This window comes from Franconibacter pulveris (assembly GCF_056780215.1).
Map to the genome: position 1 here is coordinate 878,561 of NZ_CM165555.1, position 16,473 is coordinate 895,033.

General features: G+C 53.3%; 12 protein-coding genes, 2 tRNA genes and 3 rRNA genes. 9 read left to right on the forward strand and 8 right to left on the reverse strand.

Translation table 11 applies throughout. The features are described 5' to 3' along the window. Positions 1 to 46: 46 nt before the first annotated feature. From tsaA to metN, 5 genes are all read right to left on the reverse strand, one after another. Positions 47 to 754, reverse strand: coding sequence for a tRNA (N6-threonylcarbamoyladenosine(37)-N6)-methyltransferase TrmO (tsaA, locus tag ACU4F7_RS04175; protein WP_481638088.1), 708 nt, complete (start codon positions 752 to 754; stop codon positions 47 to 49). Then, positions 751 to 1,155, reverse strand: coding sequence for an Rcs stress response system protein RcsF (gene rcsF / locus ACU4F7_RS04180; RefSeq protein WP_029591138.1), 405 nt, complete (start codon positions 1,153 to 1,155; stop codon positions 751 to 753). Before rcsF ends, tsaA begins: the two co-directional genes overlap by 4 nt. A 111-nt stretch (positions 1,156 to 1,266) precedes the next feature. Further along, positions 1,267 to 2,082 carry a methionine ABC transporter substrate-binding lipoprotein MetQ gene (gene metQ, locus ACU4F7_RS04185; RefSeq protein ID WP_029591137.1) on the reverse strand — a complete coding sequence of 272 codons (816 nt, stop codon included), beginning with the start codon at positions 2,080 to 2,082 and terminating at the stop codon, positions 1,267 to 1,269. Positions 2,083 to 2,126: 44 nt separating this feature from the next. Next, on the reverse strand, positions 2,127 to 2,780 hold the full coding sequence (locus ACU4F7_RS04190) for a methionine ABC transporter permease MetI (protein WP_024559210.1): 654 nt from the start codon (positions 2,778 to 2,780) through the stop codon (positions 2,127 to 2,129). Then, positions 2,773 to 3,804, reverse strand: coding sequence for a methionine ABC transporter ATP-binding protein MetN (gene metN, locus ACU4F7_RS04195; protein ID WP_481638089.1), 1,032 nt, complete (start codon positions 3,802 to 3,804; stop codon positions 2,773 to 2,775). Before metN ends, ACU4F7_RS04190 begins: the two co-directional genes overlap by 8 nt. Positions 3,805 to 3,992: 188 nt before the next feature. On the opposite strand from metN, the gene gmhB reads away from it, so the two are divergent. The 7 genes from gmhB (at position 3,993) to dkgB (ending at position 11,045) form a co-directional block, all read left to right on the forward strand. Then, positions 3,993 to 4,553 (forward strand): D-glycero-beta-D-manno-heptose 1,7-bisphosphate 7-phosphatase, encoded by a 561-nt coding sequence (gene gmhB / locus ACU4F7_RS04200; protein WP_024559208.1) that lies wholly within the window; start codon positions 3,993 to 3,995, stop codon positions 4,551 to 4,553. 392 nt (positions 4,554 to 4,945) lie between these two features. Next, positions 4,946 to 6,487, forward strand: a 16S ribosomal RNA gene (locus ACU4F7_RS04205). Positions 6,488 to 6,572: 85 nt separating this feature from the next. Then, a tRNA-Glu gene (locus ACU4F7_RS04210) sits at positions 6,573 to 6,647 on the forward strand. 190 nt (positions 6,648 to 6,837) lie between these two features. After that, positions 6,838 to 9,742 (forward strand): 23S ribosomal RNA (locus tag ACU4F7_RS04215). A gap of 91 nt (positions 9,743 to 9,833) precedes the next feature. After that, positions 9,834 to 9,949 (forward strand): 5S ribosomal RNA (gene rrf, locus ACU4F7_RS04220). The 16S, 23S and 5S rRNA genes sit together here with 2 tRNA genes alongside, the layout of an rRNA operon. 56 nt (positions 9,950 to 10,005) lie before the next feature. Then, positions 10,006 to 10,082, forward strand: a tRNA-Asp gene (locus ACU4F7_RS04225). Between the two features lie 159 nt (positions 10,083 to 10,241). Then, positions 10,242 to 11,045 (forward strand): 2,5-didehydrogluconate reductase DkgB, encoded by an 804-nt coding sequence (dkgB, locus tag ACU4F7_RS04230; RefSeq protein WP_481638090.1) that lies wholly within the window; start codon positions 10,242 to 10,244, stop codon positions 11,043 to 11,045. Between the two features lie 13 nt (positions 11,046 to 11,058). Here the strand turns inward: dkgB and yafC are convergent, their stop codons facing one another. Continuing rightward, the gene (gene yafC, locus ACU4F7_RS04235; protein ID WP_029590851.1) at positions 11,059 to 11,961 is read right to left on the reverse strand and encodes a DNA-binding transcriptional regulator YafC; all 903 of its coding nucleotides are present in this window, start codon (positions 11,959 to 11,961) and stop codon (positions 11,059 to 11,061) included. 106 nt (positions 11,962 to 12,067) lie between these two features. Here yafC and ACU4F7_RS04240 point away from each other — a divergent pair, with 106 nt between their 5' ends. Next, positions 12,068 to 13,243 (forward strand): MFS transporter, encoded by a 1,176-nt coding sequence (locus tag ACU4F7_RS04240; protein WP_481638091.1) that lies wholly within the window; start codon positions 12,068 to 12,070, stop codon positions 13,241 to 13,243. Between the two features lie 126 nt (positions 13,244 to 13,369). Continuing rightward, complete coding sequence (locus ACU4F7_RS04245; protein ID WP_024559203.1) at positions 13,370 to 14,173, forward strand: endonuclease/exonuclease/phosphatase family protein; 804 nt, start codon at positions 13,370 to 13,372, stop codon at positions 14,171 to 14,173. A gap of 99 nt (positions 14,174 to 14,272) precedes the next feature. On the opposite strand, the gene mltD is transcribed toward ACU4F7_RS04245, so the two are convergent. Further along, positions 14,273 to 15,643, reverse strand: coding sequence for a murein transglycosylase D (mltD, locus tag ACU4F7_RS04250; protein ID WP_029590849.1), 1,371 nt, complete (start codon positions 15,641 to 15,643; stop codon positions 14,273 to 14,275). A gap of 71 nt (positions 15,644 to 15,714) precedes the next feature. Beyond that, positions 15,715 to 16,470, reverse strand: coding sequence for a hydroxyacylglutathione hydrolase (gene gloB / locus ACU4F7_RS04255; protein WP_029590848.1), 756 nt, complete (start codon positions 16,468 to 16,470; stop codon positions 15,715 to 15,717). Between the last annotated feature and the right edge of the window lie 3 nt (positions 16,471 to 16,473).

Consider the following 16,473-nt stretch of genomic DNA (forward strand, 5'->3'; position numbering starts at 1 on the left):
TTAGTTTACCAGCGTGGCCGGATTGCCAAAAGAGAGGGAAAACAAATTAGCGCGCCTCAAGGGCAAACACTTCAGAGCCTTGCTCGGTCACGCGCCAGCGCACGTTGAAATCAAGCAGCCAGACGGCGTAGCTTTTACCCGGATCTTCCTCTTTACGGTAAGCCGGACGCGGATCCTGAGCCAGCACTTCGCAAATAAATTGCCCAAGCGACGGGTATTGTTTCTCAAGCGTTGCCAGCTTCGCCTGAACGTCGTCGGTAAAAAAGACCGGCATATCCGCGACGGGCGCTTCCTGAGCATAACCCGCCCGGGCTTGCGGCAACGCTTCGGCGAAAGGCAGGTAAGGTTTAATATCCACGACAGGCGTGCCGTCTACCAGATCAAGCCCACCTAACTGCAGGATAACCTGATTTTTTTCGCAGCGTATTCCCTTGAGCTCAACCAGCGACATGCCGATCGGGTTAGGGCGAAAAGTGGAGCGGGTGGCGAAAACCCCCATGCGGGCGTTGCCGCCAAGGCGCGGCGGACGCACTGTCGGCCGCCATCCGCCTTCCATTGTCTGATGAAAAACAAACAGCAGCCAGACATGGCTGAACCCTTCCAGACCACGAACCGCATCCGGCTGATTATAGGGCTCAAGAAGATGCAGTTCGCCGCCGACAGCTTTCACCAGTCCTGGCTGGCGCGGGACGGCGAACTTTTCTTTATAGGGTGAACGGATAACGCCTATCTGTTCGAAGTGGAACTGACTCATTTAGCTGAGACGTTTAGCGCAGAACCGACGCATACCGCCTGACGGTAGCAGCCCGGCGTTCCGCTGGTGACTTCGCAGCTGTGCAGCAGTACGGCGTTCGCTTTCATTTTAGAGGCGTTTATCTGCATGCGCTTGCGCGCGGTAGGAATGTTAGGCGGAGAGTCCTGGTTAGTCGCCTGACAGGATTCGCCGCTCACTTCCCCGAGATCGCGGAAAGGCTTGCCCACCAGATCTTCAGCGTTGCTATAAATTCTTACGGGAGCGGGATGAGAAACTTTCTGGCGAGGCGCTTCAGCGGGTGGGGTGGTTGCTGTGCTTTTAACGGGTTCTACGGGAGATCTGCTTAACATAGAGCAGCCACTGAGCATAAGGGCCAGTAAACAGATCGGTAAAGCACGCATAATATTTCCTCAATTAATCATCAACGAGAGTTTATTGAATCAGGAGCTTGCAGAAATAACAAGACGGGCCGCGGCCCGTCTTACATTATTTATGTGGCAAAGTGTGAAGCATTACCAGCCTTTCACAGCGCCGCCGTTAAAGATTTTGTTCGCCGCGTCGTTAACTTCGTCAGACTGATAAGCCTGAACAAACTTCTTCACGTTTTCCGCGTCTTTGTTGTCTTCGCGGGTCACTATCATGTTTACATACGGGGAATCTTTATCTTCAACGAAGATGCCGTCTTTCGCCGGGGTCAGGTTGATCTGGCTGGCGTAGGTGGTGTTAATAACGGCCAGCGCGATCTGCGCATCGTCCAGGGAGCGCGGCAGCTGCGGCGCTTCCAGTTCAACAATCTTCAGGTTTTTCGGGTTTTCAGTCACGTCCAGCACGGTCGGCAGCAGACCTACGCCGTCTTTCAGCTTGATAAGACCCACTTTCTGCAACAGCAGCAGGGAGCGGCCAAGGTTAGTCGGATCGTTAGGCACGGCGATTTGCGAGCCCGGCTGCAGCTCATCCAGCGATTTGATTTTTTTGGAATAGCCAGCGATTGGATAAACGAAGGTATTGCCAACCGAAACCAGTTTGTAACCGCGATCTTTAATCTGCTGATCCAGGTACGGCTTGTGCTGGAAGGCGTTAGCGTCGATATCGCCTTTGCTCAGCGCTTCGTTCGGCAGCACGTAGTCGTTAAACGTGACCAGTTCAACGTCCAGACCGTATTTGTCTTTAGCGACCTTCTGCGCCACTTCGGCAACCTGCTGTTCCGCGCCAACAATCACGCCGACTTTAATATGGTTCGGATCTTTTTCTTCCTGACCGCAACCCACTAATGCCAGAGAGCCGATAAGGGCGCCGACCGCTGCAAAGGTTTTCAATTTGAAAGACATAGCCATTCCTTACTCGAAAAGTTTATCTAATGTTGTGTATGACATTACTTGTGAGTGACAGCCCGGACGATGCGATCGCCAGAGAATTGAATTAAATACACCAATACCACGAGCAATACTAATACTGTATTCATCACGGTGGCGTTATAACCGATGTAGCCATACTGGTAGCCAATCTGCCCCAGACCGCCTGCGCCCACCGCGCCGCCCATAGCGGAATAGCCGACCAGCGTAATTAGCGTAATGGTTGCGGCGTTCACCAGTCCGGGAAGCGCTTCCGGCAGCAGTACCTTACGGATTATCTGCATCGGCGTGGCGCCCATTGCGCGGGAGGCTTCAATCAGGCCTGAAGGGATTTCCAGCAGCGCGTTTTCCACCATACGGGCGATAAACGGCGCCGCCCCTACGGTCAGCGGCACGATAGCGGCCTGCAAACCAATAGAGGTGCCGACAATGGCGCGGGTGAACGGAATCATCCATACCAGCAAGATAATGAAAGGAATGGAGCGGAAGATATTCACCAGCGCGGAGATAATGCGATAGAGCTTCCCGTTTTCAATAATCTGGCCCGGGCGGGTCACATACAGTAGCACCCCAACCGGCAGGCCGATCACAAAACCGAAGAAGCCGGAAACAAAGGTCATCGCCAGGGTTTCCCACACGCCTTTCAGCATTAACCACATCATTGCTTCAGACATAACCCAGCACCTCTACTTTTACATGATGTTCTTGCAGATAAGCGATTGCCGCTTCCGTTTCATGCGCCGTGCCGTGCATTTCCGCCAGCATGATGCCGAACTTCACGCCGCCTGCATAATCCATCTGGGCGCTAATAATGTTGTTGTTTACATTAAAGCGGCGCGCGGTTTCGGAAAGCAGCGGAGCATCGACAGACTGGCCGGTAAATTCAAGACGCAGCAGCGGAACGGTATTGCTGCTTGCCTGCGCATTCAGGCGCTGCGCGTAATCGTCCGGAATATCCAGATGCAGGGTGGACTGAATAAACTGCTGCGCCAATGGGGTTTTGGGATGAGAAAACACTTCGCTTACGCTGTCCTGCTCAATCAGTTCGCCGTTGCTGATAACCGCCACGCAGTCACAGATGCGCTTCACCACGTCCATCTCATGCGTAATAAGGAGAATGGTGAGACCAAGGCGACGGTTAATGTCTTTCAGCAATTCCAGGATGGAACGCGTCGTGGCCGGATCGAGCGCGCTGGTCGCTTCGTCGCACAGTAAAACTTTCGGGTTGCTGGCCAGAGCACGGGCAATCGCCACACGCTGCTTTTGCCCGCCGGAGAGGTTTGCAGGCCAGGCGTCATGTTTTTCACCCAATCCTACCAGGTCCAGCAGCTCGCTTACGCGGCGTTTAACTTCTTCTTTCGGCGTGTTGTTCAGCTCAAGCGGCAGCGCCACGTTGCCAAATACGGTGCGGGAAGAGAGCAGGTTGAAGTGCTGGAAGATCATGCCAATCTGGCGGCGCGCTTTGGTGAGTTCGGATTCAGAAAGCGCCGTTAAATCCTGTCCATCTACCAGAACGGAGCCCTGGGTTGGCCGCTCAAGGAGGTTAACGCAGCGAATAAGCGTGCTTTTACCGGCGCCCGATGCGCCAATCACGCCATAAATTTGTCCGGCAGGCACATGCAGGCTGACATTATTCAGCGCCTGGATGGTTCGGTTTCCCTGCTGGAACACTTTGGTGATATTCGAAAGTTTGATCATTAGGTATTTATTATCTTATACGAGTTAGCCGTGGCATTTTGTTCTGCCAGATACGGGCGGTGACCGTAGACGGGATGGATGTTAAGGCATCCAGACGTCTAAATCAATCGTGTGCACAGCGATGAGCGCTTTCTCCCTGCTGGAAACATGCGATACTACGCGCAATATATATGTCAGGAGTTTTTCAGGTGGCTAAATCTGTACCCGCTATTTTTCTTGACCGCGACGGCACGTTGAATGTCGATCACGGTTACGTGCATGAAATCGATCGTTTTGAATTTATCGATGGCGTAATTGATGCGATGCGCGAGCTTAAAGAGATGGGCTTTGCGCTGGTGCTGGTAACGAACCAGTCGGGGATCGCGCGCGGTATCTTCACCGAAGCGCAGTTCGAACAGCTTACTGAGTGGATGGACTGGTCGCTGGCGGACCGGGGCGTCGATCTCGATGGCATCTATTATTGCCCGCATCATCCCGAAGGCACAGTGGAAGAGTTTCGTCAGGCCTGCGACTGCCGTAAACCACAACCAGGTATGCTTATCTCCGCTCGCGACTTCCTTCATATAGATATGGCTGCTTCTTATATGGTAGGGGACAAACTGGAAGATATGCTGGCGGCGCAAGCGGCCGGAGTGGGAACGAAAGTTTTGGTTCGCAGCGGCAAGCCAGTCACGTCGGATGCAGAAAATGCGGCAGACTGGGTGATAAATAGCCTTGCAGAACTGCCAGCGGCTATCAAATCGCGTTAAAAAACGGCGTTATGGCTAAATGGTAAGCGGTCAGTAAAAAAGTTAAGATTTCCGCTTGCCATCCTCGGACGGCTCCCTATAATGCGCCTCCATCGACACGGCGCTGGTGAACAACATCACACAGCGACGGTGAGTCGGAAGAGAAAAAATCCTGAAATTAAGGGTTGACTCTGAAAGAGGAAAGCGTAATATACGCCACCTCGCGACAGCAGGCTGAATGCCGCGTCGCACCGCTCTTTAACAATTTATCAGACAATCTGTGTGGGCACTCAGATGGACTGGATTCTTAACGTCGCAAGACGAAAAATGAATACCAAGTCTCAACGAGTGAACACGTAATTCATTACGAAGTTCTTTTCTTTAGAAATAAAGAAACATTGAGCATCAAACTTTAATTGAAGAGTTTGATCATGGCTCAGATTGAACGCTGGCGGCAGGCCTAACACATGCAAGTCGAGCGGTAACAGGGATCAGCTTGCTGATTCGCTGACGAGCGGCGGACGGGTGAGTAATGTCTGGGAAACTGCCTGATGGAGGGGGATAACCACTGGAAACGGTGGCTAATACCGCATAACGTCGCAAGACCAAAGTGGGGGACCTTCGGGCCTCATGCCATCAGATGTGCCCAGATGGGATTAGCTTGTAGGTGGGGTAACGGCTCACCTAGGCGACGATCCCTAGCTGGTCTGAGAGGATGACCAGCCACACTGGAACTGAGACACGGTCCAGACTCCTACGGGAGGCAGCAGTGGGGAATATTGCACAATGGGCGCAAGCCTGATGCAGCCATGCCGCGTGTATGAAGAAGGCCTTCGGGTTGTAAAGTACTTTCAGTGAGGAGGAAGGCGTGATGCTTAATACGCATCGCGATTGACGTTACTCACAGAAGAAGCACCGGCTAACTCCGTGCCAGCAGCCGCGGTAATACGGAGGGTGCAAGCGTTAATCGGAATTACTGGGCGTAAAGCGCACGCAGGCGGTCTGTTAAGTCAGATGTGAAATCCCCGGGCTCAACCCGGGAACTGCATTTGAAACTGGCAGGCTTGAGTCTCGTAGAGGGGGGTAGAATTCCAGGTGTAGCGGTGAAATGCGTAGAGATCTGGAGGAATACCGGTGGCGAAGGCGGCCCCCTGGACGAAGACTGACGCTCAGGTGCGAAAGCGTGGGGAGCAAACAGGATTAGATACCCTGGTAGTCCACGCCGTAAACGATGTCGACTTGGAGGTTGTGCCCTTGAGGCGTGGCTTCCGGAGCTAACGCGTTAAGTCGACCGCCTGGGGAGTACGGCCGCAAGGTTAAAACTCAAATGAATTGACGGGGGCCCGCACAAGCGGTGGAGCATGTGGTTTAATTCGATGCAACGCGAAGAACCTTACCTGGCCTTGACATCCAGAGAACTTGGCAGAGATGCCTTGGTGCCTTCGGGAACTCTGAGACAGGTGCTGCATGGCTGTCGTCAGCTCGTGTTGTGAAATGTTGGGTTAAGTCCCGCAACGAGCGCAACCCTTATCCTTTGTTGCCAGCGGTCCGGCCGGGAACTCAAAGGAGACTGCCGGTGATAAACCGGAGGAAGGTGGGGATGACGTCAAGTCATCATGGCCCTTACGGCCAGGGCTACACACGTGCTACAATGGCGCATACAAAGAGAAGCGACCTCGCGAGAGCAAGCGGACCTCATAAAGTGCGTCGTAGTCCGGATTGGAGTCTGCAACTCGACTCCATGAAGTCGGAATCGCTAGTAATCGTGGATCAGAATGCCACGGTGAATACGTTCCCGGGCCTTGTACACACCGCCCGTCACACCATGGGAGTGGGTTGCAAAAGAAGTAGGTAGCTTAACCTTCGGGAGGGCGCTTACCACTTTGTGATTCATGACTGGGGTGAAGTCGTAACAAGGTAACCGTAGGGGAACCTGCGGTTGGATCACCTCCTTACCTTAAAGAACCTGCCTCTGCAGTGCTCACACAGATTGTCTGATAGATGTAATGAGCAAGACGGCTGCGAAGTCGTGACATTCGTGTCCCCTTCGTCTAGCGGTTAGGACTCCGCCCTTTCACGGCGGCAACAGGGGTTCGAATCCCCTAGGGGACGCCACTTGCTTGGCTGTGGGTGAAAGGCACAACCAACCGATATCTCAAAACTGACTGTAAAGTCACGTTTGAGATATTTGCTCTTTAACAATCCGGAACAAGCTGAAAATTGAAACGACACACGAAAGTGTGTTCGAGTCTCTCAAATGCTTGCAGCACGATGATGATTCTCAGGAAACATCTTCGGGTTGTGAGGTTAAGCGACTAAGCGTACACGGTGGATGCCCTGGCAGTCAGAGGCGATGAAGGACGTGCTAATCTGCGAAAAGCGTCGGTAAGCTGATATGAGGCGTTATAACCGACGATGTCCGAATGGGGAAACCCAGTGCAATCCGTTGCACTATCGTTAGCTGAATACATAGGCTAACGAGGCGAACCGGGGGAACTGAAACATCTAAGTACCCCGAGGAAAAGAAATCAACCGAGATTCCCCCAGTAGCGGCGAGCGAACGGGGAACAGCCCAGAGCCTGAATCAGCTTGTGTGTCAGTGGAAGCGTCTGGAAAGTCGCACGATACAGGGTGAAAGTCCCGTACACGAAGGCACACAGGTTGTGAGCTCGATGAGTAGGGCGGGACACGTGATATCCTGTCTGAAGATGGGGGGACCATCCTCCAAGGCTAAATACTCCTGACTGACCGATAGTGAACCAGTACCGTGAGGGAAAGGCGAAAAGAACCCCGGCGAGGGGAGTGAAACAGAACCTGAAACCGTGTACGTACAAGCAGTGGGAGCCTTCGTAAGAGGGTGACTGCGTACCTTTTGTATAATGGGTCAGCGACTTATATTCTGTAGCAAGGTTAACCGTATAGGGGAGCCGAAGGGAAACCGAGTCTTAATTGGGCGTTAAGTTGCAGGGTATAGACCCGAAACCCGGTGATCTAGCCATGGGCAGGTTGAAGGTTGGGTAACACTAACTGGAGGACCGAACCGACTAATGTTGAAAAATTAGCGGATGACCTGTGGCTGGGGGTGAAAGGCCAATCAAACCGGGAGATAGCTGGTTCTCCCCGAAAGCTATTTAGGTAGCGCCTCGTGAATTCATCTCCGGGGGTAGAGCACTGTTTCGGCTAGGGGGCCATCCCGGCTTACCAACCCGATGCAAACTGCGAATACCGGAGAATGTTATCACGGGAGACACACGGCGGGTGCTAACGTCCGTCGTGAAGAGGGAAACAACCCAGACCGCCAGCTAAGGTCCCAAAGTCATGGTTAAGTGGGAAACGATGTGGGAAGGCCCAGACAGCCAGGATGTTGGCTTAGAAGCAGCCATCATTTAAAGAAAGCGTAATAGCTCACTGGTCGAGTCGGCCTGCGCGGAAGATGTAACGGGGCTAAACCATGCACCGAAGCTGCGGCAGCAACACTGTGTGTTGTTGGGTAGGGGAGCGTTCTGTAAGCCGTCGAAGGTGGACTGTGAGGTCTGCTGGAGGTATCAGAAGTGCGAATGCTGACATAAGTAACGATAAAGCGGGTGAAAAGCCCGCTCGCCGGAAGACCAAGGGTTCCTGTCCAACGTTAATCGGGGCAGGGTGAGTCGACCCCTAAGGCGAGGCCGAAAGGCGTAGTCGATGGGAAACAGGTTAATATTCCTGTACTTGGTGTTACTGCGAAGGGGGGACGGAGAAGGCTATGTTGGCCGGGCGACGGTTGTCCCGGTTTAAGCGTGTAGGTGGGTGTTCCAGGTAAATCCGGTTCACTTTAACACTGAGGCGTGATGACGAGGCACCACGGTGCTGAAGCAACAAATGCCCTGCTTCCAGGAAAAGCCTCTAAGCATCAGGTAACACGAAATCGTACCCCAAACCGACACAGGTGGTCAGGTAGAGAATACCAAGGCGCTTGAGAGAACTCGGGTGAAGGAACTAGGCAAAATGGTGCCGTAACTTCGGGAGAAGGCACGCTGGTGCGTAGGTGAAGCGACTTGCTCGCGGAGCTGAAACCAGTCGAAGATACCAGCTGGCTGCAACTGTTTATTAAAAACACAGCACTGTGCAAACACGAAAGTGGACGTATACGGTGTGACGCCTGCCCGGTGCCGGAAGGTTAATTGATGGGGTTATCGCAAGAGAAGCTCCTGATCGAAGCCCCGGTAAACGGCGGCCGTAACTATAACGGTCCTAAGGTAGCGAAATTCCTTGTCGGGTAAGTTCCGACCTGCACGAATGGCGTAATGATGGCCAGGCTGTCTCCACCCGAGACTCAGTGAAATTGAACTCGCTGTGAAGATGCAGTGTACCCGCGGCAAGACGGAAAGACCCCGTGAACCTTTACTACAGCTTGACACTGAACATTGAGCCTTGATGTGTAGGATAGGTGGGAGGCTTTGAAGCGTGGACGCCAGTCTGCGTGGAGCCAACCTTGAAATACCACCCTTTAATGTTTGATGTTCTAACCTGGCGCCATAATCTGGCGTGGGGACAGTGTCTGGTGGGTAGTTTGACTGGGGCGGTCTCCTCCCAAAGTGTAACGGAGGAGCACGAAGGTCAGCTAATCCTGGTCGGACATCAGGAGGTTAGTGCAATGGCATAAGCTGGCTTGACTGCGAGAGTGACGGCTCGAGCAGGTGCGAAAGCAGGTCATAGTGATCCGGTGGTTCTGTATGGAAGGGCCATCGCTCAACGGATAAAAGGTACTCCGGGGATAACAGGCTGATACCGCCCAAGAGTTCATATCGACGGCGGTGTTTGGCACCTCGATGTCGGCTCATCACATCCTGGGGCTGAAGTAGGTCCCAAGGGTATGGCTGTTCGCCATTTAAAGTGGTACGCGAGCTGGGTTTAGAACGTCGTGAGACAGTTCGGTCCCTATCTGCCGTGGGCGCTGGAGAATTGAGGGGGGTTGCTCCTAGTACGAGAGGACCGGAGTGAACGCATCACTGGTGTTCGGGTTGTCATGCCAATGGCACTGCCCGGTAGCTAAATGCGGAAGAGATAAGTGCTGAAAGCATCTAAGCACGAAACTTGCCCCGAGATGAGTTCTCCCTGAGACTTTGAGTCTCCTGAAGGAACGTTGAAGACGACGACGTTGATAGGCCGGGTGTGTAAGCGCAGCGATGCGTTGAGCTAACCGGTACTAATGAACCGTGAGGCTTAACCTTACAACGCCGAAGATGTTTTGGCGTGATTTGAGAAATTTCAGCTTGTGACGGATAACCACTCATGGCGAAAGCGGTGGGTGAACAGAATCTGCCTGGCGGCCGTAGCGCGGTGGTCCCACCTGACCCCATGCCGAACTCAGAAGTGAAACGCCGTAGCGCCGATGGTAGTGTGGGGTCTCCCCATGCGAGAGTAGGGAACTGCCAGGCATCTAATTAAGCAGTAAAACCGGGGCAACAAACCGGTGGTTGTAGAAAAATTCGGTGGAGCGGTAGTTCAGTCGGTTAGAATACCTGCCTGTCACGCAGGGGGTCGCGGGTTCGAGTCCCGTCCGTTCCGCCACTTATTATGAAGCCCTGAGCATTAGCTCAGGGCTTTTTTGTTTCTGTCAGCCCCATTATTGCTTTAATGGCAATAATCCTCTGCTACTAGCGATCTTTTTCTTCCAAAGCTGACCCTCGATAATCTTCTTTCTCAACGAAAATGAGTTAAAGAGGATTTATGACAGTTCCTGCATTTGGTCTTGGTACCTTCCGTCTCAAAGATGACGTCGTCATCGCGTCCGTTAAAACCGCCCTTGAGCTGGGCTATCGCGCTATCGATACCGCACAAATTTATGATAATGAAGCAGCTATTGGTCAGGCTCTCGAAGAGAGCGGCGTTGCGCGTCGCGATCTCTACATCACGACAAAAATCTGGACCGAAAATCTGAGCAAGGAAAAGCTCATTCCCAGCCTGAAAGCGAGTCTGCAAAAACTCCGTACTGATTATGTCGATCTGACGCTGATTCACTGGCCATCGCCTGGTGATGCCGTGGCGGTTGAAGAATTTATGCAAGCGCTGCTTGAAGCGAAGAAAGAAGGGCTGACGCGTGAAATCGGTATCTCTAATTTCACCATCCCGCTAATGGAAAGGGCGATTGCCGCTGTCGGTGCTGAACAGATTGCGACTAATCAGATTGAGCTTTCGCCTTATCTGCAAAATAAAAAGGTCGCGGCATGGGCTAAAGCGCACGGTATCCCTGTTACATCTTATATGACGCTGGCTTACGGCAAGGCGCTGGAAGACGAAGCCATTGCCCGTATCGCGGCAAAGCATCAGGCAACGCCTGCGCAGGTGATTCTGGCCTGGGCACTGGCGCTGGGGTATGCCGTCATTCCGTCTTCAACGAAGCGAGCAAACCTGCAGAGTAACCTGCAGGCGCAACAGCTAACGCTTGATGAGGAAGATATGATCGCCATCGCCGCGCTAGATCGTAACGAGCGTCTGGTAAGCCCGGAAGGTTTAGCGCCCCAGTGGGACTAAGCGTCTCCTCTATTTACAGCCCTTCACGGGGCTGTTTCACATGTTCGCTCAGAAAATCGATGAATGCCCGGATGCGTGTACTAACGGCACGGTCGCTGTAATAAACTGCGCTGAACGGCATTTCTACGGGCAAGCGATGCTCAGCGAGCAATTCCACAACCTCCCCACTCGCTATTTCTTTATCAATCATATAGTCCGACAGACAGGCAATCCCATTGCCTGTCAGACACAGTTGCTTAATTGTCTCCCCGCTGTTGGAAGATAATCCCACCTGAATATCGTGCAGCTGACCATCCTGCCGCGCCACCGGCCAGGTATTCAGCGACACGGGTTCGGTAAAACCAAGGCAAACATGATCGTCGAGATCTTCGACGGTTCGCGGCACGCCATAACGATCCAGATAGTCAGGCGAAGCGACGACTTTACGGTAACTGCTGAACAGGGGGCGAGCGCGCAGGCTGGAGTCTGTAAGATTACCGGCGCGAATAGCCACATCCACTTTACGCTCAATAAGATTGATAAAGGTTTCAGAGGAGACCAGCGAAAGCGTGACCTCCGGGTAGCGCTCACGAAAGGGTTTGATTAGCGGCATTAAAAAATGCAGGACTACAGGCGTAGCGGCATCAATACGCAGTAAACCGCGCGGCGTGTGGCGGGTTTCCATTAGCTCATTCTCGGCGGCAGCCATCTCCTGCAAAATTTGTTGAACGCGACGGAAATAGCGTTCGCCTTCTTCGGTGAGACTAAGTTGGCGAGTCGTGCGGTTCAGCAGGCTCACGCCAAGCTTCATCTCGAGCTTCTTAACCGATCGACTTACCGCCGAGTTCGCGAGCCGTAGCTGTTCTGCCGCCCGGCTAAAGCTGCCGCTTTCCACCACCGCGACAAAAATAGCCAGCTCTTCAGACGTCGCCTTCATTGTTGCTTCTCCGGCAAAATTTTATTGTGATTTTGAATATTTTTGTTATTTAAGCATTTCTCCATACTGCACGCCAACACTGAACCACTGCTTATGGAGATAAATTATGCCTCTGGCATTGCTCGCTCTGACCATCAGTGCCTTTGCAATAGGCACGACCGAATTTGTTATCGTTGGCCTTGTGCCCACCATCGCTGAACAACTTGGCGTCTCGCTGCCTTCTGCGGGGCTGTTGGTTTCGCTTTATGCGCTGGGCGTGGCGGTTGGCGCGCCGGTATTGACCGCGCTGACGGGAAAAGTACCGCGCAAACAGCTGCTGGTCGGGCTGATGGCGCTTTTTACCGCCGGCAATGTGCTCGCCTGGCTGGCGCCGGGTTATGAAACGCTGGTTGTGGCGCGAGTGTTAACAGGCCTTGCGCACGGCGTTTTCTTCTCGATTGGTTCCACTATTGCCACAAGTCTGGTGTCAAAAGAGAAAGCGGCTTCCGCCATTGCTATTATGTTTGGCGGCCTGACCGTCGCGCTGGTCACCGGAGTGCCGCTCGGGACTTTCATCGGGCAGCACTTTGGCTGGCGTGAAACGTTTCTTGCGGTCTCGGCGCTTGGGGTCATTTCGCTTATCAGCAGCCTGATTCTGGTGCCGAATGACATTCCTGGTCGCGCCGTCGCGGGCCTTAAGGCACAGCTTAACGTGCTGACGCATCCCCGCCTGCTGATTATCTATGCGATAACTGCACTGGGTTACGGCGGCGTATTTACTGCGTTCACCTTCCTTGCGCCGATGATGCAGAGTCTGGCGGGTTTTAGCCCTGCGGCAGTGAGCTGGATCCTGCTGGGATATGGTGTTTCTGTTGCTGTCGGCAATATCTGGGGAGGCAAACTGGCCGATCGCCATGGCGCAGTGCCTGCGCTTAAGTTTATTTTTGCCGCGCTGGCGTTGTTGCTGCTTGTCTTCCAGTTCACCGCTTCCATACAGTATGCGGCGCTGGCGACCGTGCTGGTAATGGGCATCTTCGCGTTTGGCAACGTGCCGGGTTTACAGGTTTATGTCGTGCAAAAGGCGGAGCAGTATGCGCCGGATGCTGTCGATGTCGCTTCCGGGTTGAATATCGCGGCGTTTAACGTAGGAATAGCGATGGGATCGGTCATAGGCGGCCAGACGGTAGCGCATATCGGGCTTGCCCAGACGCCGTGGATCGGCGCGGTAATTGTGGCCGTCGCCCTGGTGCTGGTGAGCCTGAGCGGCCGTCTCGATAGCAAGCCGCGTCTGGCGCTGGGTTAACTTTAGCTAAAGTCAGTTCGTACATTTCCTCACTGCCTGGCGTTGAAACTGTGAGCTAAAATCCCTATAACTGATAAGCCGTCACGTCATTGTGACGGCTATCTCAACGGAGGCATTCAGCGAAACGTGCGAAAAACAACCTATGCCATGCGCTACATTGCCGGCCAGCCAGCAGAGCGAATTTTACCGCCAGGCTCCTTCTCGGGCATTGGCCAGGCGCTGCCAGCGGGGGAACCGTTGCCCGGACATGATGTGCTGCGTGTGCTGGTATGGAACATCTTCAAACAGCAGCGTGCCGAATGGTTATCCGTATTACAGACCTTTGGTAAAGATGCTCATCTGGTTTTGCTCCAGGAGGCGCAGACCACGCCTGAACTGGTCTCTTTCGCCACAAAAAATTATCTGGCTGCCGACCAGGTGCCTGCTTTCGTGCTGCCGCAACACCCCTCCGGCGTAATGACGCTGGCTGCGGCACACCCGGTTTATTGCTGCCCGTTACGTGAGCGGGAGCCTATTCTGCGGCTGGCGAAATCGGCGCTGGTAACGGTCTATCCTTTGCCGGATAGCCGCATGCTGATGGTGGTGAATGTGCACGCGGTTAACTTCAGCCTTGGTGTGGATGTCTACAGTAAACAGTTAGGACCGATTGGCGATCAGCTGGCGCATCACAATGGTCCGGTCATTATGGCGGGGGACTTCAACGCCTGGAGCCGGCCGCGTAAAAACGCGTTATATCGCTTCGCCCGCGAGATGGCGCTGCGTGAGGTTCGCTTTACTGACGACCAGCGTCGTCGCGCCTTTGGCCGTCCGCTCGACTTTGTCTTTTACCGTGGGTTAGCCGTGCATGAAGCTTCAGTGCTGGTTACCCGCGCTTCCGACCATAACCCGTTGCTGGTCGAATTCAGCCCGGGCAAGCCTGAGAAGAAGTAGGGCGGCATAAACTCGCCTGGTCGCCCGCTTAGTCTGAACGCGGCGCAATAAAAAAGGCACCGGGGGAATCGGTGCCTTTTTAACGTTTACACGTTACGATCAGGAGTCCGGCGTCGCGCTATCTTTCACGAAGAGCGTGAGCTGGTCGCCAGGCCGCAATTTATCCGCATCGCTATTCCAGCGCATCACATCCTTGATGTTTACGCCGTGGCGTTTCGCAATGCTCGACAAAGAGTCGCCTTTACGTACGCGATAGGTAATGCTGTCGCTGTTGCTGGCGAGGCTTGTCGCGCCGCTGGCGCTGCCTACAGTTAACGTCTGGCCGATTTTCAGGTTCGCGCCGCGCAGGTTATTCCAGCGTTGCAGATCCTTCGTCGAAACGTTCATTCGCGCCGCGATGGTGGAAAGCGTATCGCCGGAGCGCACTTTATAAGTGCGGCTTTCAACCGGGCTCGCATCCGCCAGCATCTGCGGCTGGATAGCTTCGATTTCGCCGGCCGCCAGCGAGCTTCTCAACTGCTCAGCATGCTTTTGCGGCACCATGACATATTTCGGCCCGCTTTTGCCCAGCGTATCGCCTTTCACGCCCGCATTGAACGTTTTCAGCTTGCTGACAGGCATGCCAGCCATTTCCGCCAGCTGATCCATATCAACCGGGTTATTGACCTTCACGCGCGCCAGCGCACGACTTTCGTCGGACGTAGGCAAACGTACCCCGTAACGCTTGCTGTTTTTGAGAATGTCACTCAAAGCCAGCATCTTAGGCACGTAGATTTTGGTTTCCTGTGGCAGTGAAAGCGACCAAAAATCCGTGGATTTTCCTCGTGCTTTATTCGCTTTCATTGCCTTCAATACACGACCTTCGCCGCTGTTATAGGCCGCCACGGTCAGTAACCAGTCGCCGTCAAACATGCGGTTAAGACGCTGCATCATATTGAGCGCGGCGGTTGTTGAGGCCACCACGTCGCGACGCGCATCGTAATTGCGGGTCTGTTTTAAACCATAATTACGCCCCGTGCTCGGCACAATCTGCCAGATGCCAGCGGCATTCGCAGCCGATGTGGCGTGGGGGTCAAAAGCGCTCTCCACTATGGGTAGGAGTACCAGCTCCATCGGCATGTTACGTTTCTTAACCTGCCCGGCTATCCAGTACATATACGGCTCTGCCCGTAAAGTTACATCGTGGAGATAGCTCTTGTTTCTCAAATACTTCTGTTTTTGATCGCGGATCCGGTCATTTTCCGGTATCCCCATCTTTAGCTCGTCGCCAATGAAAGACCACAGGTCCTGATCTTGCGCGAGGAAGGTTCCATCGTCCATCCATCGCGCAGTCTGACCAGCAAACTTTCCTGCTTCCCCTTGACCAGCCGCAGAAAGGCTCTGTGCATGCTGTTGAACGCCGGCGTCTTGCTTGGTTGCCTGGCACCCCACAAGCAGGACAGAGGCGAGTAATATCGCTTTTGCCTTCATGTGTGTGTCAATAGTTGCTTAAAAGACGAGCGATGATAACTTTGAAGGCAACAGAGCACAAGCAGAAATTTTTAGAAACTATCTTTCTTTGCCCGTAACCATGCGAATCGCTCCTCAGGGTGTTGCAAAGTTGTTTCTGTGTTTATTTTATTAATTAAATCAATATCATTCACGCGGAGAAATAAGTTGATTTGCCGTTCTTTTTTCAGATTTGAGGGGAGTGTTTTTTGGTTTTTTGCACGTAACTCTTTAACTTCTCGATAATATTGGGTTAAGTGCATATCCTCAGGCAGGATAGCCACTGAAAACGTTAAATTGCTTAACGTATATTCGTGTGCGCAGCAAATCAGGGTTTCTTCCGGCAGCTGATTTAATTTCTGGAATGATTGGTACATCTGCGCTGGCGTGCCTTCGAAGAGACGACCGCAGCCTGCGGAAAACATCGTGTCGCCGCAAAAAAGATAAGGAAAACTGAAATAAGAGAGATGTCCTAAAGTGTGACCGGGCGTGGCAATAACGGTGAATTCATGCCCCAGTATGACTACCGCATCGCCTTCCTGGACTACCTTCGTGGTTCCTTTGCCCGCCGTCTCCTGCGGCCCATACACGATGAGCTCAGGATAGCGCGCCAGCAGCGCTTTAACGCCGCCTGTATGGTCATCGTGATGATGCGTCAGCAGAATGGCGACCGGCTGCCACGCGTTTTCCTCTATCGCTTTCAGAACCGGCGCGGCTTCGCCTGGATCGACAATCAGGCACTTTCCTTGTTCATCGTTAAGCACCCATATGTAGTTGTCCTGAAAAGCAGGAATACTGTTAAGATTCATAAA